The 25,079-nt window shown below is 73.6% G+C and carries 22 protein-coding genes and 2 pseudogenes; 17 read left to right on the top strand and 7 right to left on the bottom strand.

Translation table 11 applies throughout. The features are described 5' to 3' along the window. The first annotated feature begins 2 nt into the window (after positions 1 to 2). Both IPK37_17460 and IPK37_17455 read left to right on the top strand, forming a co-directional pair. Positions 3 to 1,076: an SCO1664 family protein gene (locus IPK37_17460; GenBank protein ID QQS00577.1), complete on the top strand. Its 1,074-nt coding sequence runs from the start codon at positions 3 to 5 to the stop codon at positions 1,074 to 1,076. A gap of 109 nt (positions 1,077 to 1,185) precedes the next feature. Continuing rightward, positions 1,186 to 2,467, top strand: a pseudogene (locus IPK37_17455) (cysteine--1-D-myo-inosityl 2-amino-2-deoxy-alpha-D-glucopyranoside ligase). 95 nt (positions 2,468 to 2,562) lie between these two features. Here IPK37_17455 and IPK37_17450 read toward each other — a convergent pair. Beyond that, a complete protein-coding gene (locus IPK37_17450) occupies positions 2,563 to 3,417 on the bottom strand; it encodes a PAC2 family protein (protein QQS00576.1) in 855 nt (284 codons plus the stop codon). 203 nt (positions 3,418 to 3,620) lie between these two features. Here IPK37_17450 and metH point away from each other — a divergent pair, with 203 nt between their 5' ends. The 3 genes from metH (at position 3,621) to IPK37_17435 (ending at position 9,931) form a co-directional block, all read left to right on the top strand. After that, entirely contained in the window at positions 3,621 to 7,145 is a 3,525-nt protein-coding gene (metH, locus tag IPK37_17445; GenBank protein ID QQS02982.1) for a methionine synthase, read from the top strand. After that, complete coding sequence (locus IPK37_17440; GenBank protein ID QQS00575.1) at positions 7,142 to 7,906, top strand: HAD family phosphatase; 765 nt, start codon at positions 7,142 to 7,144, stop codon at positions 7,904 to 7,906. The genes metH and IPK37_17440 overlap by 4 nt, the downstream gene beginning before the upstream one ends. 432 nt (positions 7,907 to 8,338) lie before the next feature. Continuing rightward, positions 8,339 to 9,931, top strand: coding sequence for a citramalate synthase (locus IPK37_17435; protein QQS00574.1), 1,593 nt, complete (start codon positions 8,339 to 8,341; stop codon positions 9,929 to 9,931). A 75-nt stretch (positions 9,932 to 10,006) separates the two neighbouring features. On the opposite strand, the gene IPK37_17430 is transcribed toward IPK37_17435, so the two are convergent. Both IPK37_17430 and IPK37_17425 read right to left on the bottom strand, forming a co-directional pair. Further along, complete coding sequence (locus tag IPK37_17430) at positions 10,007 to 10,675, bottom strand: phosphoesterase PA-phosphatase (GenBank protein QQS00573.1); 669 nt, start codon at positions 10,673 to 10,675, stop codon at positions 10,007 to 10,009. Positions 10,676 to 10,691: 16 nt separating this feature from the next. After that, positions 10,692 to 11,555, bottom strand: a complete 864-nt coding sequence (locus tag IPK37_17425) for a PD-(D/E)XK nuclease family protein (GenBank protein QQS00572.1) — start codon at positions 11,553 to 11,555, stop codon at positions 10,692 to 10,694. A gap of 244 nt (positions 11,556 to 11,799) precedes the next feature. On the opposite strand from IPK37_17425, the gene IPK37_17420 reads away from it, so the two are divergent. From IPK37_17420 to IPK37_17405, 4 genes are all read left to right on the top strand, one after another. After that, on the top strand, positions 11,800 to 12,969 hold the full coding sequence (locus IPK37_17420) for a hypothetical protein (GenBank protein ID QQS00571.1): 1,170 nt from the start codon (positions 11,800 to 11,802) through the stop codon (positions 12,967 to 12,969). Positions 12,970 to 13,289: 320 nt separating this feature from the next. Beyond that, positions 13,290 to 14,417 carry a tRNA (adenine-N1)-methyltransferase gene (locus tag IPK37_17415; protein ID QQS02981.1) on the top strand — a complete coding sequence of 376 codons (1,128 nt, stop codon included), beginning with the start codon at positions 13,290 to 13,292 and terminating at the stop codon, positions 14,415 to 14,417. 35 nt (positions 14,418 to 14,452) lie between these two features. After that, a complete protein-coding gene (arc, locus tag IPK37_17410) occupies positions 14,453 to 16,219 on the top strand; it encodes a proteasome ATPase (GenBank protein QQS02980.1) in 1,767 nt (588 codons plus the stop codon). A 125-nt stretch (positions 16,220 to 16,344) separates the two neighbouring features. Continuing rightward, positions 16,345 to 17,052 carry a peptidyl-tRNA hydrolase gene (locus tag IPK37_17405; GenBank protein ID QQS02979.1) on the top strand — a complete coding sequence of 236 codons (708 nt, stop codon included), beginning with the start codon at positions 16,345 to 16,347 and terminating at the stop codon, positions 17,050 to 17,052. 108 nt (positions 17,053 to 17,160) lie between these two features. Here the strand turns inward: IPK37_17405 and IPK37_17400 are convergent, their stop codons facing one another. Beyond that, complete coding sequence (locus IPK37_17400) at positions 17,161 to 17,520, bottom strand: DUF3054 domain-containing protein (protein ID QQS02978.1); 360 nt, start codon at positions 17,518 to 17,520, stop codon at positions 17,161 to 17,163. Positions 17,521 to 17,825: 305 nt separating this feature from the next. Continuing rightward, positions 17,826 to 18,797 (bottom strand): annotated as a pseudogene (locus IPK37_17395) (ribose-phosphate diphosphokinase). Positions 18,798 to 18,977: 180 nt separating this feature from the next. Between IPK37_17395 and IPK37_17390 the strand changes: the two are divergent. The 8 genes from IPK37_17390 to IPK37_17355 all read left to right on the top strand — a co-directional run bounded on the left by IPK37_17390 (position 18,978) and on the right by IPK37_17355 (position 22,901). Beyond that, complete coding sequence (locus tag IPK37_17390) at positions 18,978 to 19,529, top strand: TetR family transcriptional regulator (protein QQS00570.1); 552 nt, start codon at positions 18,978 to 18,980, stop codon at positions 19,527 to 19,529. A 69-nt stretch (positions 19,530 to 19,598) separates the two neighbouring features. Continuing rightward, positions 19,599 to 19,952, top strand: coding sequence for a PadR family transcriptional regulator (locus IPK37_17385; GenBank protein ID QQS02977.1), 354 nt, complete (start codon positions 19,599 to 19,601; stop codon positions 19,950 to 19,952). Next, complete coding sequence (locus IPK37_17380) at positions 19,949 to 20,188, top strand: hypothetical protein (protein ID QQS00569.1); 240 nt, start codon at positions 19,949 to 19,951, stop codon at positions 20,186 to 20,188. Before IPK37_17385 ends, IPK37_17380 begins: the two co-directional genes overlap by 4 nt. 56 nt (positions 20,189 to 20,244) lie before the next feature. Then, the gene (locus IPK37_17375; protein QQS00568.1) at positions 20,245 to 20,667 is read left to right on the top strand and encodes a hypothetical protein; all 423 of its coding nucleotides are present in this window, start codon (positions 20,245 to 20,247) and stop codon (positions 20,665 to 20,667) included. A gap of 180 nt (positions 20,668 to 20,847) precedes the next feature. Beyond that, entirely contained in the window at positions 20,848 to 21,165 is a 318-nt protein-coding gene (locus tag IPK37_17370) for a PLDc_N domain-containing protein (GenBank protein QQS00567.1), read from the top strand. Beyond that, entirely contained in the window at positions 21,162 to 22,130 is a 969-nt protein-coding gene (locus IPK37_17365; GenBank protein QQS00566.1) for an ABC transporter ATP-binding protein, read from the top strand. Before IPK37_17370 ends, IPK37_17365 begins: the two co-directional genes overlap by 4 nt. Positions 22,131 to 22,234: 104 nt before the next feature. Next, the gene (locus tag IPK37_17360; protein ID QQS00565.1) at positions 22,235 to 22,672 is read left to right on the top strand and encodes a hypothetical protein; all 438 of its coding nucleotides are present in this window, start codon (positions 22,235 to 22,237) and stop codon (positions 22,670 to 22,672) included. Positions 22,673 to 22,694: 22 nt separating this feature from the next. Beyond that, entirely contained in the window at positions 22,695 to 22,901 is a 207-nt protein-coding gene (locus IPK37_17355) for a hypothetical protein (protein QQS00564.1), read from the top strand. 85 nt (positions 22,902 to 22,986) lie between these two features. On the opposite strand, the gene IPK37_17350 is transcribed toward IPK37_17355, so the two are convergent. Next, positions 22,987 to 24,111 (bottom strand): alpha/beta hydrolase, encoded by a 1,125-nt coding sequence (locus tag IPK37_17350; GenBank protein ID QQS00563.1) that lies wholly within the window; start codon positions 24,109 to 24,111, stop codon positions 22,987 to 22,989. Next, a complete protein-coding gene (locus IPK37_17345; protein ID QQS00562.1) occupies positions 24,111 to 24,971 on the bottom strand; it encodes a class I SAM-dependent methyltransferase in 861 nt (286 codons plus the stop codon). The genes IPK37_17350 and IPK37_17345 overlap by 1 nt, the downstream gene beginning before the upstream one ends. Positions 24,972 to 25,079 lie beyond the last annotated feature (108 nt).

Raw genomic sequence — 25,079 nt, 5'->3', positions numbered from 1 at the left:
CGATGAGCCTGCCCGGAGCCGGCGGACACCCGGTGCCGCTCGACGCCGCCGACGCGGCCACGTTCGCGGCCCTGCGCACCGGCGCCATCGAGGTCGTGGGACAGCTCACCGACGCCTCCAACGGGGTGTTCCTGGTCGTGGTGGACGGGGTGCGGGCCGACGGCGGACGCGGGTACGCCGTGTTGAAGCCGGTCCGTTACGAGCGGCCGCTGTGGGACTTCCCGGACGGCACGCTCGCCGGCCGGGAGGTCGCCGCGTGCTTGGTGGATCGGGCCGGGGGATGGGGGCTCGTCCCCGCGACCGTGCTGCGCGACGACGTGCATGGCGCCTTGCAGCGCTGGGTGGGCGCGCTGCCGCCTGGCATACCGGACGATCCCGATGCCCCGGACGCTTCCGAGACGATCGCCGAGACGGGGTCCCCCGCGGGTGCCGACGCGGGATCGGACGCGCCGGCCGGCGGCGACTCAGGCGCCACCGCGACTCGGGGCGCCACCGCGACTCGGGGCGGGGCCGCGGCTTCCGGGGGCGGGGCGCGGCGGCGCCGGCCGCGGCCGCGGCGGGCCACCGAACTGCATGACCCCGAGGACGCCCACGTCGTGACGCTGGTCAAGGCGGGCGCGGCGACCCCGGGCTGGCTTCCCGTGCTCCCGGCGCAGCTCGCCGACGGCACCGACGTGGTCGTCGCGCACGCCGACCTGCCTCGACTGGCCTCGCTGGCGGTGCTCGACGCCGCCCTGAACAACACCGATCGCAAGGGCAGCCACGTGCTCCGGGACAGCACCGGCGGCCTGTGGGGCATCGACCACGGCGTCAGCCTGCACGCCGACGACAAGCTGCGCACAATCCTGTGGGGCTGGCAGGGCGACCCGCTGCCCCCGGCCGACATCGACCGGCTGGGGCGCCTGACGCAAGCCCTCGCCGAGGATGGGGAGGACTCGCTGAGCGCCGCGCTGGCCGAGCACATCACCGCCGCGGAGATCGAGGCCCTGCGACGCCGCGTCGCCCGGCTGCTCGACGCCGGCGTGTTCCCCGCGCCGAGCGGGGACTGGCATTCCATCCCCTGGCCGCCGCTCTAAACCGCCGCTGGACGTTGCCCAGAACGCCGCCGCTGTCGCACTCTGCTGGCCGGCGGGCGGGCCGGCGGCCCCCGGCGGGGACGGCTCGACCCGCGGGTAGGCTGCCTTCGTGATCGCCTGGGACGCCCCCGACCTGCCCACGTTGCCCGGCTCCGCGCCGGCACCGACGGTCTACGACAGCCGGCGAGGCGCGGTCCAGCTGACGCCCGGGCCCACGGCTCGCCTCTATGTCTGCGGGATCACGCCGTACGACGCGACGCACCTGGGCCACGCGGCGACGTACCTCACCTTCGACGTCCTCAACCGGCTGCTGCGCGACGCGGGGCACGAGGTGACGTACGTGCAGAACGTCACCGACGTCGACGACCCGCTGCTCGAACGCGCGGCGCGGGACGGCGTCGAGTGGCGCGCGCTGGCGCAGCGGGAGACTCAGCTCTTCCGCGACGACATGACCGCACTGCGCGTGCTGCCGCCGGATCACTACGTCGGGGTGGTCGAGTCCGTGGACCTCATCGAGGCCAGGGTGGCGGAGCTGTTCGCCCGCGGCGCGGCGTACCAGCTGCCGTTGCCCGACGGCGAGGAGGCCGGGGAGGGCGCGCGCGGCGACGTCTACCTGGACCTCTCCGCACGGCCCGACTTCGGAGCGGTCAGCGGCTGGGACGAGGCCGCCATGGACGCGGTGTTCGCCGAGCGCGGCGGCGACCCCGACCGCACCGACAAGCGCGGCCGCTTCGACCCGCTGCTGTGGCGCGCCGCCCGGCCGGGCGAGCCGTCGTGGCCGTCACAGCTGTTGGGCGCCGGGCGTCCCGGCTGGCACATCGAGTGCACGGCGATCGCGCTGGAGTACCTGGGCATGGGCGTTCGACGTGCAGGGCGGCGGCACCGACCTGATCTTCCCGCACCACGAGATGAGCGCCGTGCAGGCCGCCGCCCTCGTCGACGAACCCGGGGACGGGGCGGCGGAGCCCTTCGCGACGGCGTACGTCCATCAGGCGATGGTCGGCTACGAGGGCCACAAGATGAGCAAGTCCCGCGGGAACCTCGTGCTCGTCTCCCGGCTGCGCGCCGAGGGCGAGGACCCGATGGCGGTGCGCCTGGCGCTGCTCGCCCACCGGCACGGCGCGGACTGGGAATGGACCGATGAGGAGCTGGTCGCGGCGCGGGAGCGGCTCGCGGCATGGCGGGCGGCGGTCGCCCGGCCGGCCGGTCCCGCGGCGGGTCCGGTTTTGGACGACGTACGTCGTGCGCTCGCCGACGACCTCGACACTCCGACGGCCCTGACGCTCCTCGACGGCTGGGCCGCCAGTGCCCTGACCGGCGCGGGCGACGACGCCAGCGCCCCGGCGCTGATCCGCGCCACGGCCGACGCGCTGCTCGGCATCGCCCTCTAGGGATGCGCTGAACTTTCGGGCCGCCAGCCGTTGTTCTGACAGGGGCATTATGCGGGCCCCGGCACGCATAACGCCCGAGTCAAAGCGCGGGGGGTTCAGCGGGAGGCGTCGGGCTCGCCGCGGCCGCGCAGGTAGCGCTCGAACTCGCGGGCGATCGCATCGCCGGAGGCGGCCGGGGAGTCGGCGGCATCGGTCGAGGCCTCGAGGTGACGCACGTACTCCGCCACCTCCTCTTCAGCGCTCGCCAGCTCGTCCACGCCCCGTTCCCAGGCCCGGGAGTCCTCGGCGAGGTCGCCGTGCGGCAGGGTCCAGCCGAACAGGTCCTCCAGCTGGCGAAGGATCGCCAGGGTGGCCTTGGCCGAGTGGGCGCCCGCCGCGTAGTGCGGCACGGACGCCCACAGGGACATCGACGTCAGGTCCCGCGCCTGGGCGGCGTCGGCGAGCACCCCGACGATGCCGGTCGGGCCCTCGTAGCTGCTCCGTTCGGCCCGCACGCGCTCCCGCAGCGCGGCGTCCTCGGAGGTCACGATGACCGGCAGCGGGCGGGTGTGCGGCACCTCGGCGAGTAGTGCCCCGAGGCAGACGACGGATTCCGCCCCGGCCTCGACCGCAAAGTCCAACAGCTCGCCCACGAAACTGCGCCACCGCATCGAGGGCTCGATCCCGTCCACCAGGATCACGTCGCGGTCCAGCTCGGGGGGCGTCGCGACGAGGATCGTCGTGGTCGGCCACGTCACCCGGCGTACGCCGTCCTCCAGCGCCACCCGGGGACGGTTCACCTGCATGTCGTAGTAGTCCTCGGGGTCGAGGCTGGCCACCGGCTGGGCGTCCCAGGCCTCCGCAAGGTGCGTGATCACCGTCGATGCCGCCTCGGCCGCGTCGTTCCAGCCCTCGAACGCGGCGAGCACGAGCGGGCGGCGCAGCGGCGGGACGTCCTCGAGGTCGATCACCGTCTCAGCCTACGCGGAGGCCCTCCCGGGGCTCGGGGTCGGCCTCGGTACGATGGGCCCGTCGCCTGACCAGCGGCGCTCCCCACCAGCAGTCGTCCCCGAGGAGACCCGTGAGCAGCCGCTCCACCGCCAGCCGCTCCGTCGAACGCGGCGCCGAGTTCAGGGCCCGCCTGGGCCACACCGTCATCGTCGCCGACGGCGGCATGGGCACGATGCTCCAGGCGCAGGACCCCAGCCTCGCGGACTTCCAGAACTACGAGGGCTGCAACGAGATCCTTAACGTGACCCGGCCGGACATCGTCCGCTCGGTCCACGACGCCTACCTCGAGGTCGGCTGCGACGCGGTCGAGACCAACACGTTCGGCGCGAACCTGGGCAACCTGGGGGAGTACGACATCGCCGAGCGCACCTATGAGCTCGCCGAGGCGGGCGCACGGGTGGCGCGCGAGGCGGCGGACGCGTGGTCCACGCCGGAGCGGCCCCGGTTCGTCCTCGGGTCGATCGGGCCCGGCACGAAGCTGCCGAGCCTGGGGCATGCGCCGTACGCCGAGCTGCGGGACGCCTACCAGCAGTGCGCGCTGGGGCTGATCGACGGCGGGGCCGACGCCCTGCTCATCGAGACCTGCCAAGACCTGCTGCAGGCCAAGGCCGCGATCGTGGGCGCCAAGCGGGCCCTCGCCGAGCGGTCCGCGGACCTCGCGGTGATCGCCCAGGTCACCGTGGAGACGACCGGCACCATGCTCATGGGCTCGGAGATCGGCGCGGCGCTCGTCGCCCTGGCGCCGCTCGGGATCGACGTCATCGGCCTCAACTGCGCCACCGGCCCGGCGGAGATGAGCGAGCACCTGCGGCACCTGGCGACGTACAGTCCCATCCCGATCAGCGTCCTGCCGAACGCGGGCCTGCCCGAGCTGACCAAGGACGGGGCGCACTACCCGCTGGGACCCGACGAGCTGGCCGCCGCGCACCGGCGCTTCGTCGCGGACTACGGCGTGGCCGTGGTCGGCGGCTGCTGCGGCACGACCCCCGCCCACCTGGCCGCGGTCGTCGAGGCCGTCGGCGGGGCGCCGGTGCCGCCCCGGCAGGTCACCCGCGAACCGAGCGTCGCCAGCCTCTACACCTCCGTGCCGCTGCGCCAGGACGCGAGTTACCTGTCCATCGGGGAGCGCACCAACGCCAACGGCTCCAAGGCCTTCCGCGAGGCGATGCTCGAAGGCCGCCTCGACGACTGCGTCGACATCGCCCGCGAGCAGACCCGCGATGGGGCGCACCTGCTCGACGTCTGCATCGACTACGTCGGCCGGGACGGGGCCGCGGACATGAGCGAGCTGGCGTACCGGTTCGCCACCGCCTCGACCCTCCCGCTCGTGCTCGACTCCACCGAGCCCGCGGTGATCCAGGCCGGGCTGGAGCGGCTGGGCGGCCGCGCGGTCATCAACTCGGTGAACTACGAGGACGGCGACGGCCCCACCAGCCGGTTCGCCCGGATGATGGCGCTGGTGCGCGAGCACGGCGCCGCGGTCGTGGCCCTGACCATCGACGAGACCGGGCAGGCGCGCACCGCCGAGCACAAGGTCACCGTCGCGAGCCGGCTCATCGACGCCCTCACCGGCGAGCACGGCATGGCGGTCGAGGACATCATCGTCGACTGCCTCACGTTCCCGATCGCCACCGGCCAGGAGGAGACCCGCCGCGACGCCATCGAGACGATCGAGGCGATCCGCGAGATCACCACCCGCTACCCGGGGGTGAGCACCACCCTCGGGGTGTCCAACGTGAGCTTCGGCCTCAAGCCGGCCGCGCGTCAGGTGCTCAACTCGGTGTTCCTCGACGAGTGCGTGAAGGCGGGGCTGAGCAGCGCCATCGTCAACTCCGCCAAGATCGTGCCGGTGGCGCGTATCGCGCCGGAGCAGCTCGAGGTGGCGCTGGACCTGGTGTACGACCGCCGCCGGTACGACGAGTCGGGCGCGCTCACCTACGACCCGCTGGCCCGGATGCTGGAGCTCTTCGAGGGCGTCGACTCGGCCTCGGTCAAGGAGTCCCGGGCTGCGGCACTGGCCGCGCTGCCGCTGGCCGAGCGCCTGGCGCAGCGCATCATCGACGGCGAACGCAACGGGCTGGAGGCCGACCTGGCGGAGGCCCTCGACGGCGGGCAGGACCCGCTGGCCATCATTAACGACCACCTGCTGGCGGGTATGAAGACCGTCGGGGAGCTGTTCGGTTCGGGTCGGATGCAACTGCCGTTCGTGCTGCAGTCGGCCGAGACGATGAAGGCGGCCGTCGCCTATCTGGAGCCCTCCATCGAGGCGGCCGCCGAGGCCTCCGGGACGGCCCGGCAGGCCAAGGCCAAGATCCTGCTCGCCACGGTCAAGGGCGACGTGCACGACATCGGCAAGAACCTCGTCGACATCATCCTGTCGAACAACGGCTACGACGTCGTCAACCTGGGCATCAAGCAGCCCATCGCCGACATCATCCGGGCCGCCGAGGAGAACGCGGTCGACGCGATCGGGATGTCCGGGCTGCTCGTGAAGTCGACGGTCATCATGAAGGACAACCTGGAGGAGCTCAACCAGCGCGGCCTCGCCGCCCGCTGGCCGGTGCTGCTCGGTGGGGCGGCGCTGACCAGGGCGTACGTCGAGAGCGACCTCGCCGAGATCTACGCCGGTCAGGTCCGTTACGCCCGCGACGCCTTCGAGGGGCTGCGGCTCATGGACGCGGTCGCCGCGGCTCGGACCCCCGGTGGGCCGACCCTGGCCGAGACGCTGCCGCCGCTGCGGGCGCGGCGCGTCGCCGGCCGCGGCGCCGGGGATTCCGGTGACGACGCGCCGTCCTTCGACGACACCACCCGCTCGGACGTCGCGCGCGGCGCCGCCCTCGACGTACCGACGCCGCCCTTCTGGGGGACCCGCGTCGTCAAGGGGATCGCGCTCGCTGACTACGCGGGCTATCTCGACGAGCGGGCGACGTTCCTCGGGCAGTGGGGGCTCAAGCCCGGCCGCGGCGAGGGCGAGGGGCGCGAGAGCGCGACGTACGAGGAACTCGTCGAGGCCGAGGGCCGCCCGCGGCTGCGGATGTGGCTGGACCGCATCGCCGCCGAGCAGATCATGGAGCCGGCGGTCGTCTACGGCTACTTCCCCTGCTACTCCGAAGGGAACTCGCTGGTCGTGCTGGACCCGGCGGGGATGGGCGCGGGCGACGCCGGCGCCGAATTGCCGCCGGAGGTGGGGCGCTACACGTTCCCGCGGCAGCGCCGCGACCGGCGGCTCTGCCTGGCCGACTTCTTCCGGGACCGGGGCGAGACCGAGCTGTCGGGGCCGGACGTCATCGCGCTGCAGCTGGTCACGATGGGCAGCCACGTCTCGGAGGTGACGGCCAAGCTGTACGCCGAGAACGCCTACCGCGACTACCTGGAGCTGCACGGCCTGTCGGTCCAGCTCACCGAGGCCCTGGCCGAGATGTGGCACGCGCGGGTCCGCGAGGAGCTGGGACTCGGCCGGATGGGCGACCTGCCGCTCGGGGACGTGCTGGATGTGAAGTTCCCCGGCTGCCGCTACAGCTTCGGCTACCCGGCCTGCCCGGACCTGGAGGACCGCGCCAAGTCGGTGCGGCTGCTCCAGCCCGAACGCATCGGGGTCGAGCTGTCGGAGGAGCTGCAGCTGCACCCCGAACAGTCCACCGACGCCATCGTGTTGCACCACCCGGAAGCGAAGTACTTCAAGGTATGACGGAGCACCTGCCCCACGCCCACCCGACCCGTGTCTACGAGTCCCCGCATTTGCCGGTCGACCATCTGCGCGGCGCTGACCTGCCCCGCGCGGTCCTGTGGGACCTCGACGGCACCCTGATGGACACCGAGCCGCTGTGGTTCGCGCAGGAACGCGAGCTGGTCACGGAGTACGGCGGCACCTGGACCCACGACGACGCGTTGTCGCTGGTCGGCCTGGCGCTGCTCGACTCTGCCGACCAGATCCGGGCCCGCACCCCGGTCACCCTGGGCCGCGAGTCGATCGTCGAGCGGATGCAGGCGGGCGTGGTGGTCGCGATGCGCGCGGCTGGCGTGCCGTGGCGGCCGGGTGCGCTGGAGCTGTTGCACGAGCTCAGCGCGGCCGGGGTGCCGCAGGCGTTGGTGACGATGTCCTGGCGGCCCGTGCTCGAGGTGGTGCTGGGCGCGCTCCCTACCGGGACGTTCGCGACGGTGGTGACCGGCGACATGGTCAGGCACGGGAAACCGCACCCGGAGCCCTACCTCACGGGCCTGGCCGGCCTCGGCGTCGACGCCCGCGAACCCGAGGCGGTGAACCGGTGCGTGGCCATCGAGGACTCCTCGACCGGCTCGGCGTCGGCCGTCGCCGCGGGGATCCCCACGCTGGTCACGCCGTGCGTCAAGCCCGTGGATCCCGCCCCGGGGCTGGCGCTGGCTCCCTCGCTGGACGGCGTCCGCGCCGCCGACCTGCTGGCGCTGACGACCCCGCCCGCCGCGGGTTGACGGGTTCGGCCCGCAGCTAACGCCAGGCCGAGAGGGTGGGCGTCCCGCGCGACGTACAGGACGACCCGGCACCTCGGCCGCCCCGGCCGCAGGGGTTGCCCGGCTGCGACGTACCGAATCCCGAGACGGGCGAGCGCCATTCCGGCGGCCCGTGCCAGCCTGCCACCATGCTGTGGGCGACCCTCATTATCGACTAGCGCGACGAGCACCCCTCGTCGCGCAGACCTCCCGTACCCGGGGGGTCTTTTTGTTGGCCGTTGACCAGACGACCAGCGAGCGATGAGGAAGGCCGCGGCAGACCCGCCACCCCGATCGGGTAGGGCACGCCGCGGCGCCACCCGGCACCGACGTCGACATCAGCCCCGTGCCAGCCTTTCGTGCCACCTCGCGCCACGCACGGATGACTGTCACTCCAGACCGAACGGAACCCCGATGACCACCGACGTGCACGTCTACGACACCACCCTGCGCGACGGGGCCCAGCAGGAGGGCCTCAACCTGTCCGTCGCGGACAAGCTCGTCATCGCGGCGCACCTCGACGATCTGGGCGTAGGCTTCATCGAAGGTGGCTGGCCGGGAGCCAACCCGAAGGACACCGACTTCTTCGCCCGCGCCGCCCGGGAGCTCCAGCTGCGGAACTCCCAGCTCGCGGCGTTCGGCGCGACCCGCCGCGCGGGCCTGGCCGCCGCCGACGACCCGCAGGTCCGCGGGCTGCTCGACGCGCAGGCGCCGGTCGTCACGCTGGTCGCGAAGTCGCACGTGCGGCACGTCGACCTCGCCCTGCGTACCACCCGCGAGGAGAACCTCGCGATGATCCGCGACACGGTGACGTTCCTGCGCGGGGAGGGCCGACGCGTGTTCCTTGACGCGGAGCACTTCTTCGACGGGTACCGCGCGGACCGCGACTACGCCCTCGAGGTCATCCGGGTCGCCGCCGAGTCCGGCGCGGAGGTCGTGGCGCTGTGCGACACCAACGGCGGGATGCTGCCCGACGAGGTGGGTGAGGTCGTCGCCGACGCGCTCGCCGCCACCGGCGCCCGGCTCGGCATCCACTGCCACAACGACACCGGCTGCGCTGTCGCCAACTCGTTGGCGGCCGTCGGCGCGGGCGCGACGCACGTGCAGGGGACGATCAACGGCTACGGCGAGCGCACCGGCAACGCCAACCTCCTCACCGTGGTGGCGAACCTCCAGCTCAAGAAGGGCATGACCCTCATCGAGCCAGAGCGGATGCGGGAGGCGACCCACATCGCGCGCTCCATCGGCGAGGTGACGAACGTGCCCGCGACGTCGCGGCAACCGTACGTCGGGACCAGTGCCTTCGCGCACAAGGCCGGCCTGCACGCCAGCGCCATCAAGGTGGACGCGGACCTCTACCAGCACCACGACCCGGCCGAGGTCGGCAACGAGATGCGGATGTTGGTCTCCGACATGGCCGGCCGGGCCAGCATCGAGCTCAAGGGCCGCGAGCTTGGGTTCGACCTGGCCGATCAGCGCGACGTGCTGGGCAGCGTGGTCGATCGGGTCAAGGACATGGAATCGCGCGGGTACACCTTCGACGCCGCCGACGCCTCGTTCGAGCTGCTGCTGCGCCGCGAGCTCGGCAACGACGATCTGAACTACTTCGACGTCGAGTCCTGGCGGGTGACCACCGACGCGGGCGGCGTCGAGCGGGGCGCGCCGGCCATGTCGGAGGCCAGCGTCAAGCTGCACGCCGGCGGCCGGCACGTGGCGCTGGGGGAGGGCAACGGCCCGGTCAACGCCCTCGACCACGCCCTGCGGCTGGCGTTGGTGGGTGTGTACCCCGAGCTGGACGACATCGAGCTCACCGACTACAAGGTCCGCATCCTCGACGCCTCGCACGGCACCGACGCGATCACCCGCGTACTGATCGAGCACACCGGTACCGACGACACCTGGAGCACCGTGGGCGTTGCCGCCAACATCGTCGAGGCCAGCTGGATCGCGCTCGTGGACGGCATCGTGTACGGCCTGCTCCGGATGGGCGTCCCCCCGCGCCGATAACTCCCAGCCTCCGAGGGAAGGGCGGGGTTCGTCGCGGGTGGGCGTGGCTCCACGTGCTGGACCAAGTTCTTGCGCTCAGCCAGCCAGCGCCAGGGGCCCGAACACGCCGATCGTGGTCGCTGCCCCGATGAGCAGCCCGGCGACGACCTGCGGTGGGCTGTGGCGCCCGCCGCGAATCCGGGCCCAACCGACGATGGCGGCGCACAGGGCCGCGATCGCCCACCACGCCCCGCCCTGCAGGAGCGCCACCACGCACAGCGCCCCAGCGGTCACAGCGGTATGCAGCGACGCCTTGCTCCACAGCGTGACCAGCGAAATCGCCACCAGGCCGGCGAGTTGGGAGAGAACCAGCACGATCAGCGGCCACGGCGCCCCCAGCCGCCAGAGCAGCCCGAGGCCGACCAGGACGCTCACCAGCGCGGTCAGCGAGGGCCAGAGGCGCTGCTCACGGCGTACGACGTGGCGATCCGCCACCACCCCGCCGCGCAGGAGGACGAACAACACGCCGTACGGCAGCGCCACGCAGAACAGCACCGCCAACCCGGCCCACCCGAGCCCGGAGAGCCAACCGCCGGAGGAGCGGACGGCGACGTACGTCGTGACGGCGGCGACGACGAGCGCCGGGTCGGTGGCCTCGGAGATCGCCCGGGCGAGGCGGGACGGCCGCGCGGCGGCCAACCGCACCAGATCGGGATGGTCCTCCTCGGGCGGGACTGCTGGCGGGGACGGCTCGCGCGCGACCATGGCTCAGTTCACCACCTCAGTCCACCGCCACGACCGCCGCGCCACTGGCCCGCGGATCGAGCGCCAACAACGCGGCCCCCTCGGGCAGCGGCGGCGGCGTGCCACCCCAGGCGGGGCAGAGCGCCCGGTGCTCGCACCAGTCGCACAGCCTGCTGGGACTCGCCCGGAACTCCCCGGTGGCGGCGGCGCGCTCGATGGCGACCCACAGGGCCTTGACCTTGCGCTCCACGGCGAGCAGGTCCCGCTCGTCGGGCTCATAGCGCATGATCTCGCCGTTGCCGAGGTAAACGAGCTGCAGCAGGGTCGGCACTCTGCCGTGCAGCCGCCACAGCACCAAGGCGTAGAACTTCATCTGGAACAGCGCCTTGCCCTCGAACAACTCGCTGGGGGACCGCCCGGTCTTGTAGTCGACGACCCGCATCCGCCCGTCCGGCGCCACATCAAGGCGGTCGACATAGCCCCGCAGCACCAAGCCGTCCAGCTCCGCCTCGACGTACAGCTCCCGCTCCGCGGGCTCTAGGCGGGTCGGGTCCTCGAGGGTGAACCACCGCTCGACGAGCCGGGTCGCCGCGTCGTACCACGCCTCCTCCGCCCGCGCCTGCTCGTCGTGCCCCCCGTCGCGGCCCGCGACGAGGACGGCCAGGTCCGGGCGTTCCGCGACCAGCCGCTCCCACTCGCCAGGCAGGAGTTGGCAGGCCTCCTCGACGGTGCGTCGCTCGGCGGGCAGATCGAAGAGCCGCTCCAGCACGGCGTGCACCAGCGTGCCGCGGGCGGCCGCGGCCGACGGCGGTTCGGGGAGGCGGTCGACGACCCGGAACCGATAGAGCAGCGGGCACGTCATGAAGTCGCTCGCGCGACTGGGGGACAGGGCCGGTGCCATGACGTCACTCTAAGGAGCCGGTCCGACAACGCTGCGGACCCCGCGCTGCGCGCCGCCGTACCCCTCGCCGCCCCCCCCCCCCCCGGGTCCGGACCTGTCACGAATGCTGGTGGTGCTGACGGGTGCGGGTAGCGCTCACCGTTGCGGCGATAACCACCACCGCGAGCGCTAACCCCAACCGTCAGCGGGCAGAGGGCCGGCGGCGGGAGTCAGCGGCCGATCTGGGTGCCGTACGCTGCAACCCATGTCGACCAGCGCCGACGGCCCCCCGACGATCTCGCCGGAGGCCGGCGACCCCGGGCTGCGGCTGGGGTCGATCGGCGGCGTGCCCATTTATCTCTCGGCGAGCTGGTTCGTCATCGCCGCCATCATCGTCCTGACGTTCGGCCCGGACGTCCGCGCGTCCGTGCCGGGCGTCGGGGCGGGGGGCGCGTACCTGGTCGCCCTGGTCTACGCCCTGTTGCTCGCCGTGAGCGTCCTGTGTCACGAGGCGGCGCACGCGGTGGTGGCGAGGCGATCCGGGTACGTCGTGCAGCGCATCGTCGTCAACCTCTGGGGCGGTCACACCGCCTTCTCGGCGCCGGCGCCCACCCCCGGCCGCAGCGCCCTCGTCTCCGTGAGCGGCCCGATCGCCAACGCCCTGCTCGCGCTGGCCGGCCTCGCCGTCCTGCCCCTCCTGCCGCCCGGCGTGCCGCGCCTGCTCGGGCTGGCCTGGACCATCTCGAACGCCTTCGTGACCGTGTTCAACCTGCTCCCGGGGCTGCCGCTGGACGGCGGCTTCCTGGTGGACGCGCTGGTCTGGCGGATCACGGGTCGACGCAGCGCCGGGATGGTCGCGGCGGGTTGGGGCGGGCGCCTCATCACGCTCGCCGGGCTGCTCTACTTCGTCATCATTCCTCTGCTCAGCGGCGGACTCAGCCTGTGGAGCGTCGCGTGGTTCGCGTTCATCGGGGCGTTCCTGTGGTCCGGGGCCAGCGGCGCCATCGCGGCCGGCGCCTCGCTGCGGGTCCTGGAGGCGGTGCCGCTGGCTGCCGTCGCGCGGCCCGTCGTACCCGTCCCCCTCGAGGCGCCGGCCCTCGAGGTGCCCGCGCGCCTGACGGCCAGCCCGGGCGCGGTGCCGGTGCTCGTCGATCCTGGTGGCCGTCCGCGCGGGCTGGTCGATCCGCAGGCCTGGCAGCGCATGCCCGCGGGCGACGAACGCGCCACCCCCGCCTCCGCGCTGCTGCTCCGGCAGCCGAGGGGCTGGCTCGCGCCGTACGACCCCCAGCCCGGCGCGACCGTCGCCGCCTATCTCGCGGCCCTCGTGGAGAACCCGTACGGCGTCGTGGTCCTCACCGATCCCGCCGGCCATCCCATCGCCGCCGTCACGGCTGCGGATGTCGAGCGGGCGGGCGCCGAACAGCCCGTGTCATAACGTCAGAAGTATGCGCCCGCCCAGGCACTTCCGCGCGGCCCGCCCGTGCACCCCGCCCGAGGCCGCCCGGCCACCCCCGCGCGAGGCCGCCCGGCCACCCCCGCGCGAGGCCGCCCGAGGGCATCTCCGCAGCCCGCCTAGACTTGGTCCTCATGAGCGGCGAGGACACGCAGGTACGGCGGGTGCCGCTCGACCCTCAGGCCAGCGCGGCGAACGACCACGTGGTCACCGACGCGGAGCCGGGGGAGCGGTCGAGGTCAGATACCCAGGTGAGCGCGAGACCCGAGCAGTGCAAGGATCAGGACGTGCCCGACCCCTCCGTGCCCGCTCCGACCCACGCCCCCGTTCCGACCCAAGCTCCCCCTCCGACCAACGCCACCGTTCCGACCGCCGCGTCAGTTCGCCCGACCCCGGCCGGCGCCGCCCGCCGTCGCGGGCCGTTCGCCGCGGGGGACCGGGTGCAGCTCACGGACCCCAAGGGCCGGCTGCACACGATCACGCTCCAGCCGGGCGGTCGGTTCTTCACGCACCGCGGGAGCCTGCACCACGACGACCTGATCGGCAGCCCGGACGGCAGCACGGCGACGAACACGACGGGGGTGGAGTACCTCGCCCTGCGCCCCCTCCTCTCGGACTACGTCATGTCGATGCCGCGGGGCGCCGCGGTCGTCTACCCCAAGGACGCCGGGCAGATCGTCGCGATGGCGGACATCTTCCCAGGCGCGACCGTGGTCGAGGCCGGCGTCGGATCGGGGGCACTGTCGATGTCGCTGCTGCGCGCCGTGGGCGACGCCGGCCGCCTGCACAGCTTCGAACGCCGCGAGGACTTCGCCGACATCGCCCGCGCCAACGTCGAGGCGTTCTTCGGCGGCGCCCACCCGGCGTGGACCGTCACCGTGGGAGACCTGGTGGAGGAGCTCGGCCGCACCGTGCCCGCCGGCACCGTCGACCGCGTCGTCCTCGACATGCTCGCCCCCTGGGAGTGCCTGGACGTCGTCGCCGACGCCCTCACCCCCGGCGGCGTCCTGATCTGCTACGTCGCCACCGCGACGCAGCTGTCCCGGGTGGCGGAGACCGCGCGCGAGCACGGCTCTTACACCGAGCCCGTCGCGTGGGAGTCGTTGGTCCGCGGCTGGCACCTGGAGGGCCTCGCGGTCCGTCCCGAGCACCGCATGCACGGCCACACCGGCTTCCTCATCACGACCCGGCGGCTCGCCCCGGGCACGACGCCGCCGCTGCGCAAGCGCCGCCCGGCCAAGGGCGCGTACGACGCCGCCGAGGCCGGCCCCACCGGCGCCGACGCGTTCGCCGCGCTGGAGTCGTACGCCGAGCTGGCGGAGGAACTCGGCGAGCGCCCCGTCTCGGACAAGAAGGTGCGCCGGCTCCGCCGTACGGCGCAGGAGATCGCCGCGGGCACCCCACCCGACGCACCAGGAGGGCAGGCATGACCGAGCAGAGCCCGCACCCGCCCCGGGCCGCGCACATGACCGAGCCGCCCGCCACGGTGGCGCGGCTGCAGACCACGGTCAGCCGCCTGTCCGGCAAGAACGAGCAGCTCAGCCAGGCCCTCGCCGCCACGCGCGCCCAGCTGGTCGACCTCAAGAACCAGGTCGCGGCGCTGGCGACGCCCCCCTCGACGTACGCGCACGTTCTGCACCGGCACGCCGACGACACCGTCGACGTCATGCACGGCGGCCGCAAGATGCGGGTGACCGCGAGCCCGGAGGTCGCCGCCGACCGGCTCGTTCCTGGCGCCGAGGTGCGCGTCAACGACGCCCTCGCCATCGTCGAGGCGATCGAGGCACCCCGGCTCGGCGCGGTCGTCACCGTGCACGAGACCCTCGCCGGCGGCCGGGTCGTCGTCAACGTCAACGACGCCGAGCAGCGGGTCGTGTTGCGCGCCGCGGACCTCGCCGACGTGACGCTGCGGCAGGGCGACACGGTGCTGTACGACGCGCGCGGCGGCTTCCTGCACGAGATCATCCCCCGAGCCGAGGTCGAGGACCTGATCCTGGAGGAGGTCCCCGACATCAGCTACGCCGACATCGGCGGCCTGACCGATCAGATCGAGCAGATCCGCGACTCCGTGGAGCTGCCCTATCTGCACCCGGAGCTGTTCCGCGAGCACCACCTGCGGCCCCCGAAGGGCGTACTGCTCTACGGGCCGCCCGGCTGCGGCAAGACGCTGATCGCCAAGGCCGTCGCGGCGTCGCTGGCGCGGCAGAGCGCGGCGATGCGGGGGGAGAGCGAGAACACAAGCTACTTCCTCAACGTCAAGGGCCCTGAGCTGCTGAACAAGTACGTCGGCGAGACCGAGCGCCAGATTCGGTTGATCTTCGCCCGCGCCCGCGAGCATGCAACCGGCGGCGCGCCCGTCATCGTCTTCTTCGACGAGATGGACAGCCTGTTCCGGACCCGCGGGTCCGGCCGCTCCAGCGACGTCGAGACGACGATCGTGCCGCAGCTTCTCGCCGAGATCGACGGCGTCGAGCGGCTGGACAACGTCATCATCATCGGCGCCTCGAACCGCGAGGACATGATCGACCCCGCCATCCTGCGGCCCGGTCGCCTGGACGCGAAGATCCAGATCGGCCGACCCGACGAGGGCGGGGCCGTGGACATCTTCGGAAAGTACCTCACCCCCGACCTGCCCCTCGACGAGGCCGAGCTGGCGGCGCACCACGGCGACCGCGCGGCGACGGTGGCGGGGATGATCGAGCAGGTGGTGCGGGCGATGTACGCCGACCGCCCGGAGAACCACTTCCTCCGAGTGACCTACGCCAGCGGTCGGCAGCGGGTCTTCGACTACGCCGACTTCGCCTCCGGGGCGATGATCCAGAACGTCGTCGACCGGGCCAAGCGCGCCGCGATCAAGCAGCTCATCGCGGGTGGTCCGAAGGGCCTGTCGACGCGGCTGCTGCTGGACGCGCTGGCGCTGGAGTTCGCGGAGAACGAATCGCTGCCCAACACCTCCGACCCGGACGAGTGGATGCGGGTGTCGGGGCGCAAGGGCGAGCGGGTCACGCACATCTCACGGATCCGGACCGAGCGGCTCGCCTCGAGCGCCCCGCCTGCCGGGGATGGTGGGTCGCGGGCGGCGACGCCGTACGGCGACCCCGGCGACGCGTCGTACGCCGGGCCGGGCGACGCGCCGGCCGTTGAACCCGGTGACGCGCCGTACGCCGAGCGAGCCGTCGAGCCGCGCCCGCGCACGGTGGAGGGCGTGCCGACCGGCGGCGAGTACCTGTGACCGATCCGGAGTCCCTGCCGGAGCCGGACGAGGCTCATGCCGACGCCGCCGACCTTGCGGGATTGGATCCGAGCCTGCTCGATCCGAGGCTGCTCGAGCCCGGCGTGGCGGACGGGCCGTGGGCGATGCAGCTCGCGGTCCGGTACGACAAGGCGGCCCTGCCCACCCATCGCGCCGTCTGCGCCGCGGCCGCGCGGGCCGTGGTGTCGCTGCTGGCGGACGAGCGCGCGCGGGGGGAGTGGGGCCCGTACCTGCGCCGCTGGCGGGACGGCCGGATCCGCAAGCTGGTACGCCGGGCGCGCGGCACCCGCTGGGACCGCTGCCAGGAGCTGCCCGGGGTCACCGTGGCGCAGGACGGAGCACAGGTGCGGGCGTTCGTGCCGCTGCCGGCCCGGCCGTTGCCGCCGGCGTTGGACGAGCTGCAGGTCTCGGGCACCGAGTTCCCCCGGGAGGCCGAGGATTCGGGGCAAGAGCCTCTTGGACCATCCTCGACGGCCGCAGCGCCGCCGACATCCCCGGAGGCGCTGGGCCAGTCGGCGGGTCTCGGCCGTGCGCCCGTGGTGACGATCGCCCTGCGTCCTGGGCTGGGGTTGACGACGGGGAAGGCGGCGGCGCAGTGCGGGCACGCCGCGCAGCTGGCCTGGGAGCGCCTGGTCCTCGATGGCCGGTCGGAGGTGTTGCGGGCCTGGCATGACGACGACTGGCGGGTCGAAACCCTCGATGAGCTTGCGCCCGCCGACTGGGCGGCGCTGGATCAGGCTCCGATCCGGGTGGTTGACGCGGGTTTCACCGAGGTCGACGGTCCCACGGAGACGACCCGCGCCTGGTGGTGACCCACCTGGCCCTGGCCGCACTGGCGCCCTCTTTCCCTCACTGACGCCCGCCTTGATCGAGGGCGCCAGTGCGGGAAACAGGGCGGCAGTCGGGGAAGAGGGCGGCAGTCAGCGCGCGTTGCGCCGGATCAGCCACGCGCCGAGCGCGCGCCAGCCGATCAGCGTCAGCGCGGTGAACGACCCGGCCACCAGGACGAAGCTGAGCGCCACCCCCTGGCCCGTGATCGCGCGCAGCGCCATGCCCACGACCAGGGTCATCGCCCACACGAGCAACCCGGCCGGGATCGTCGCCGCACGCGGCCGGCCGCGAGAAACCAGGAGTGCCCATGCCCCGACGGTCCCCGCGAGGAAGGGGGACGCCGTCGTGACGAGGCCGCCGAACGTGACCCCCTCGGCGTGGCTGAGCCGGCCGGTCGTCGCGAAGACCAGCACCAGAACCACGTCGAGCGCGAACGCCGCCCAGGGCACCGAGGCCGCGCGCGGAGTCGTCGTACCAGCCGCCCCCGTCGTACTAGTCGTCCCCGCCGTTGCCGCCCGTTCCGGGCGCGCCTCCGGGGTCACGACAGGGCCTCGGCGTCATCGAGCTGGGGTTCCGCCACGGACAGCAGCGGCACCGGCTCGCTGACGACGGGTCGAAGCGGGGACTCGACCGGCCGGCCGGCCGCTGAGGAGCGGGACGCCTGCCCCGGCTCGAAGGGGTGGCGGCTTCCGGAGAAGAGATGGCCGCCGGCGTCGGCGTACCCGTCGTCGAACGACTCGTAGCCGTCGTACAGCGGCAACTGCCGCTGCGGCGACGCGTGCGCCGGATCCACGCCGTCGAAGAGGCTGCTCACGGACTCGCCGACGTGGATGCGGCCGATGGCCTCGGCGAACAGCCGCGAGACGGACCGGACGTGCAGCGCGCCGAACCCCGCGGGCCGCGGCACGGTGTCGGTGGTCACCACCTCGGTGATCATCGGATGCGTGCTCAGCCGCTGCACCGCGGACCCCGCGAAGAGCCCGTGCGTGCAGGCCACGGCAGCCGACGGGCAGCCCGCCTCGGCCAGCTTGTCCAGGAGTTCGACGATCGAGCCCCCCGTCGCGATCTCGTCGTCGAGCACGATCGCGCGCTTGCCGGCCACGTCGCCGACGATGGCGTCGATGACGACCTTGTCGTCGGAGAGCCGCTGCTTGCTCCCCGCCGCGACGGGCAGGCCGAGCAGCCGCGCGAACAGGGTGGCCTGCTTGGCGTTGCCGAGGTCGGGGGAGACGACCACGTAGTCCGACAGGTCCCGCTCGACGAAGTGGTCGGCGAGGACGCCGATGGCGGTGAGGTGGTCGACCGGCACGGAGAAGAATCCGTGGACCTGCGGCGCGTGCAGCGCCATGGTGAGGACGCGGTTGACTCCCGCGGTGACCAGCATGTCCGCCACCAGCCGGCCGCCCAGGGAGATCCGGGAGGCGTCCTTCTTGTCCGAGCGGGCGTAGGCGTAGTGCGGGATGACCGCCGTGATCTGCGCCGCCGACGCACCCCGCGCCGCGTCGATCATCATCAGCAGCTCGACCAGGTGGTCCTGGGTCGGCGGCACCAGCGGCTGAACGATGTAGACGTCCCGCTGGCGGCAGTTCGCGAGCAGCTGCGCCTGCAGGCAGTCGTTGCTGAAGCGCTTGATCTCCGCGCCGGAGAGCGGTACGCCGAGGTGGCGGCAGATGCGCCGCGCCAGCGGTTCGTGGGCCGAGCCTGAAAAGACGATCACGTCGCGCACGGGGCGGGTCCTTCGGCGAGACAGTAGACGTGCCGTCAGCATAACCACCGTTGTGCATTCCCTCGCATTGCCGCGCGCGGCGGCGCCCGTCCCGACCCCGCAACGCACCGACGTCCGAAACGGACCCCGCCGCCGCCCATTCGCGCACCACTGGTTGGGTTCGTCGGGGAAGATGGAGCCATGACAGAGCCGTCGACGCAGGAGCGCATCCGCCGTAGCGCCAGCAGGTTGTTCCACGAGCTCGGCTACAGCGGTGTGACCATCCGGGGCGTCGCCGACGACGCCGGGGTGTCTCCGGCGCTCGTCATGAAGCTATTCGGGTCGAAGGCCGCGCTGTACGCCGCCAGCACGCCCGAGGTCGGCATGCCCTCCACGGAGAACGTGCTGTTCGACGACCTGGGCAATTACCTCGTCTCGCGCGTCGTCGCCCGCATCCGCACCGGCGAGAACGATCCGTGGGCGCAGGCGGTCTTCCTGACCTGGCAGTCCCCAGACCCCGACGTCGAGCGGCGGCGCTTCGTCGAGCAGGTCGTCACTCATGTACTGCGGCACCTTCCGGACGACGAGGACGGCCGGGCCCGGGCCCACGCCGCGAGCTGCCAGCTGATCGGTCTGGCCCTCGGCATGCGGACCCTCGGGCTCCGCGACGACGCCTCACCCGCGGCGCAGGACGCGTTCGTCGAGCGGTACGGCGCGCTGGTCCAGGCCAGCCTCGAGGGCCGTACGGCGTAGCCCGGATGTGATCTCACCGACAGTCCCGCGCCGGACGGTTGTTGGTATGGCAAACTAGTAGGCGTGACCATTGACCCTGCCGTCGGCAGCCGCGACGAACGCGTCGCCCAGCTGCGCAAAGGGGTTCTGGAGCTGGCGATTCTCGCGATCCTGAGCGGGGGCCAGGCGTACGGCGGCGAGCTTGTCGAACGACTCGCCGAGCACGACGGGCTCGCGGCGAGCCGCGGGACGGTCTACCCGCTGCTCGCCCGGCTCAAGAAGGCGGGAGCCGTGGTGACGTCCTGGGAGGAGTCGCCGGTGGGACCGCCCCGCAAGTACTACGCCCTGACCGACTCGGGCCGGGCCTCGCTGGTCGACCTGCGGGCCGCGTGGGCCGAACTCCACGATGCCGTCACGCAACTTCTGGGAGGGGATCGACGATGACCGGCGGCGACTACGCAGATCAGGTCCGCACCGCGCTCGGAACCCGCGCGACCCGCGCGGAGCTGGACGCCGTCGCCGACCTCCGCACCGCTATCGCGGAGTGGGGAGTGGCCGACCCGGCGGCGGTCGTGGCCGAGTTCGGGACCGCGCAGGAGTACGCCGAGCGCCTGCGCGCCGCCCTGGGGTCCGAACCCCGAGCTTCCGAGCGGGCCGAGCGAACGGGCCGGGCGAGCTGAGGGAGCCGGCAGCCGCGCAGGCCCGGCTCGCGGGTCTGCCGCTGGAGACTCGCGGGTTGACCCAGCCGCGGGTCCGGGCCCGGGTCTGGGACCCCACCAATCCGGCGCTGTTGGTCCCGCGCCTCGTCGGTGGCGGCTGGACGGTGAACCTGGGCGCCCTCGCCGTACGGCTGGGTCTCCTGCGCCCCGACGACTACGACGCGGACGTCCTGCCGCACATCCCGAGGGCAGCGACGGGCGCGGCGCACGCCGTACCGGTCGTTCTTGCGACGGGAACCTGCGCGGCACTGGCGGCGTCCTGGCGGCGGCTCCCGGACCGCGTCCCGACGTCCTGGTCGGCCACGGACGGGTCCAGCGGACGGGCCCACGAGCCGGGCTGGCGGCGTTGGCGGGGCTGGGACTCGGCTCCGCGCTGTGGTCGACCCGCCCCACCGACCCGCAGGACGCGCTGGTCAGGGCGGGGATCGGCGCGTCGATGACCGCCCTCACGGCGATCACGGTGGCCGCCACGGTGACCGACGCCCACATCGAGGTGGGGACCGCGGCAGGGGCGGCCGAGTGCTGCCGGCCGTGCTGGCCACGCCGCTGATCGGCCTCGCCACCATCGTGATCCCGGTGCGGACCGGGCTGCGTCGGCTGTGGGACCAGGAGGTCGGGTCATGAGCTGGGACGCGCTGGACCCGACCGGGCGGGCGCTGATCGGCCTGTTGGTGGCGGCTCAGCTGACGCTGATGATCGTCGCGCTGGTCCGGTGGCACCGCACCCCCGATGAGCGCCTGGCGCTGCTCCCGCGCTGGGGTTGGCTCCTCGTGATCGTCTTCGGTCAGCTGGTGGGGCCGCTCGTGTTCCTCGCCGTCGGTCGCGCGGCCGAGCCCGTGCCCGAGGCGGCGCGACGGGGGGACCAGCCGCCGGCCCCGGACGCCGTCGCGCGGGCGGTCGAGTCGCTGTACGGCGAGCGCCCGCCGGCATCGTCGTGATCGGCGCCGCCCGCCCGACGGAGCCCGCGATCGCCGTCGAGGGGCTGGTCAAGACGTACGACGGTCGGCGCGTCCTGGACGGCGTCGACCTGACGGTCGCCCCCGGTTCGGTCTTCGGCTTCCTCGGCCGCAACGGCGCGGGGAAGACCACCACCCTGCGGATCATGCTCGGCCTCGCGGCCCCCAGCGCGGGGTCCCTTCGGGTCCTGGGCCGCGACGTCACACGGTCCGGGGACGACGTGCGGGCGGTGGTAGGGTACCTACCGGACGTCCCGGGCTACTACCCCTGGATGGCCGGCCCTGAGTTCCTGCGCTTCTGCGGGGGCCTGTTCGGGCTGCGCGGGCGAACCCTCGAGACGCGGGTCGAGACCCCGCTCGACCTGGCGGGACTCACCGGCGTCGCCCAGCGGGTGGGCGGCTATTCGCGGGGGATGAAGCAGCGCCTCGGCATTGCCCAGGCGCTGGTCAACGCCCCGCAGGTCCTGATCCTCGACGAACCCACCTCCGCCCTGGACCCGCTCGGCCGGCGCGACGTGCTGGCGATGATCGCGGCGTTGGCCGGCCGCACCACCGTGCTGTTCTCGACCCACATCCTGTCCGACGTCGAGCGGGTGGCGGACACCGTCGCCGTCATCGACGCCGGTCGCGTCGCGCGTCAGGGTCCGATCGCGGAGGTGAAGTCCGGGTACGGCGCGAGCCGTCGCCTCCTCGTACAGGTGACGGGCGGCGCTGCGGCCACGGCGCGGTTGGCGGACACATTGCGAGGCCAACCGTGGGCGGCGCGCGTCGACATCGTCGAGATCGAGGGGCACCCGGCCTGCGAGGTCGCCGCCGACGACCTGGACGCCGCAGGGGAGGTCGTGCCCCGGTTGTTGGCCGACGCCGGCCTAGGCCTGGCCCGCTTCGAACCGCGGGAGACGCGGCTGGAGGACGCCTTCATCGAGCTGATCGGGGTGGACCGATGAGCCCGGGCGCGCACGCGGTCGCCACGTTCGCCCGCAAGGAACTCCAGGAGTTCCTGCGGGGGTGGCGGGCGTAGGTCCTGTTCGCGGTCTTGGGGGTCTTCGCAGTGACGGGGCCGCTGACGGCGCGCTACATCCGGGAGATCCTGGGCGCGACGCTGGGGGATGCGGGAGCCGCCGGCCTGCCGATCCCGGAGCCCACGTACGTCGACGCCTATCTGCAGTGGACGAAGAATCTCGGCGATCTCGTGCTGTTTCTCGTCGTGGTGCTGCTCGCGGGCGTGGTCGCGGGGGAGTGCCGGGCGGGTACGGCGGTGCTGGTGCTCACCAAGCCCTTGCCGCGCGCGGCGTTCGTGCTCACCAAGGCGGCCACCCACGCGGTCGTCCTCGCCGTGGCCGTCGCGGTCGGCACTGCGCTGACGTGGGTCGTGACGCGGCTGCTGTTCCCCGCCGCACCCGTCGGCCGCTGGCCGCGGCGGTCGCGGCCTGGCTGGCCCTCGGCAGCCTGTACGTGGCCCTCATGGTCCTCGCCTCCACCTGCGTGAACTCCACGGGGCCGCCGCAGGCGTGGGCCTCGCCGCCCACCTGCTGCTCACCCTGGCCGCTCTCTGGGCGCCGCTGAGGCGCGTCAGCCCGGCCGGGATGCGCGACCTGCCGGCGGCGCTGGCCGCGGGCCGCCCCGCGGAGGCGCTGGGCCCGGTCCTGTCGACCCTCGCGCTGGTGGTTCTGCTGTGCGCGGCCGCCGTCCTGGTCTTCCGGCGCCGCGAACTCTGAATCCGTGCTGTCCTCGCGCGGATCAATACCCCTACGGCAGGGGCCCGCCTCGGCGAATCAGCCAGCGCCCCGATGACGTTGCGGGTCAGGCGAGCAGGTAGCGGCCGATCTCGCGGGTGAGTTCCGCCCGGTGCCGGAACCCGCCGGGCGCCCCGGCGGGGAAGGACGCGAACCCGTGCACCGCGCCGGCGTACGTCGTGCTCACCACCGGCACCCCGGCCGCCTCGAGGGCCTCGCCGTAGGCGATGGCCTCGTCCCGCAGCGGGTCGAACTCGGCGGACTGGATGAGCGTCGGCGGCAGCCCGTCGAGTCGGCCGAGGGCGGGGGAGACGCGGATGTCGTACGCCGAGAGCGCGCCCTCCCCGAGCCCCAGGTAGTGCGCCAGATAGGTGTCGGTATCACTCCGGGTCATGATCGGGCCGCGCGCCCGGGCCATCTTCGAGGGGGTCAGCCGGGTCGAGTCCACGGAGGGGTAGATGAGGGCCTGGTGGCGCAGCCGCGGGCCGGCCGCCCCCGCCGTACCCGCCGTGCCCGCGCCGGACTCCGCCCGGTCGCGCAGCGCTTGGGCCACGACCGTCGCCAGGTTCCCGCCGGCCGAGTCGCCGCACACGGCCATCCGGTCCGGGTCGCCGCCGACCTCGGCGGCGTGCTCCCACAGCCACAGCGTCGCCGCCAAGGCGTCGTCGGCCGCCGCCGGGGCCGGGTGGTGCGGCGCGAGCCGGTAGTCGACGCTGGCGACCAGGGCGGACAGGCTGTCGGCGAGGTAGCTGCACAGCGGGTCGTACCCGCTCACGCTGCCCATCGCCCAGCCCCCGCCGTGGAAGAACACGACCATCGGGAGGGCGTCCGGGGTGGGGAGGCGGGCGCGCAGGTGCCGGCGCGGCCGGTACCGCCGGATCCCGATCTCGCGGCTGCCGCGTGGCCGGGTCTCCTCGTCCGGTCGGCCCGGGTCGCTCGGCCGCTCCGGATCGCCCGGGGGGCCACCGCCACCTAGCCGATCCGCGTCGTCGACCGTGGCCGTGCGGGCGTCGATGCGCACCGACGGCAGCACCGCCCCGGTGACCCAGGACACCGGGGGCCGCGGGGGCCGGACGTGGCCGCGGGCAGCCTCGATGGCGTCGTGGTCCATGGCCGTGACCGAGTCCCCGGTCCGGCGCGCGATCGCGTCGATGAGCCGCACCCGCCACGGCAAGTGCCGCGGTTCAAGCATCACCGGCGTCCAAACAACCCACGCAGCCCGCGCAGGCCGCCGCGGCTGGGCTGGTCGCTCCCGTCGCCGGCGATGAGCGGCTCCCGGGGCCTCGTGATGCGCCCGGCGGGCAGCATGCCCGCGTCGTCGCTGGATCCGGCCTGGTCGGCCGCGTCGCGGGGCGGCGGCGGGGTCACCAGGCGGTGCACCGACACGGCGTACGTCGCGTCGTTGGCGAAGGGTTCCCGACCCCACCCGGCGTACCGCTCCGCCGGCTCCAGCCCGGCGGCCGCCGCCGCGGCGTCGTACTCGGCCACCCCGACCACCGGCAGCCCCGCCGGCAGGTCGGTGGGGTGGATGCCGAAGCCGGCCACGACGAGACCGCCGCGCCTGGTCACCCGGGCGAGTTCGGCGAGGACGGCCGGCAGGGTGCCGTCGGCCAGGTACGGCACGACGTTGCCGGCCAGCACCACGACGTCGAAGCCGCCGGCGATGGCGGCCTGGGGCACGTCGAGTTCGGCCAGGTCGGAGAGCCAGAACGGGATCTTGGGGGCCACCTCGGCCGCCACCCGCAGCATGGACAGGTCGGCGTCGATGCCCATCACGGGGTGGCCCATCGCGTGCAGGGCGATCGCGACCCGGCCGGTGCCGCAGCCCGCGTCGAGCACGCGGGCGGTCGGCCGGTCCAGCGCGCGCTCGGCGAGGGCGTGCACGAAGCGCGCCTCCCCGTGGGCGTCCCGGCCGGCGGCCTCGGCGTCGGCGCTGGCCTGCGTCATCCGCCGCGCGTAGTCCTCGCCCGCCTCGCCGCCGGTGGCCCGCGCCCAGCGGGTCTGCGGCGCGACGGGCTCGTGGGTCCCCTGCTCGGAGAGATGCTCGGACATGGCGCTCACTCTAGGCGGGTGCTCCGACACCGCATGCTGAGCCCGGGCCACCGCCCGGTGACCCGATGCCGGCGTGCGTAGGCTGGCCGGCATGAGCGGCGAGGAAGC

This window comes from Austwickia sp. (assembly GCA_016699675.1).
Classification (GTDB): Bacteria; Actinomycetota; Actinomycetes; order Actinomycetales; family Dermatophilaceae; genus Austwickia.
The sequence above is the reverse complement of the archived record's forward strand: the minus strand, read 5'-3'. Positions and strand labels throughout refer to the sequence as shown.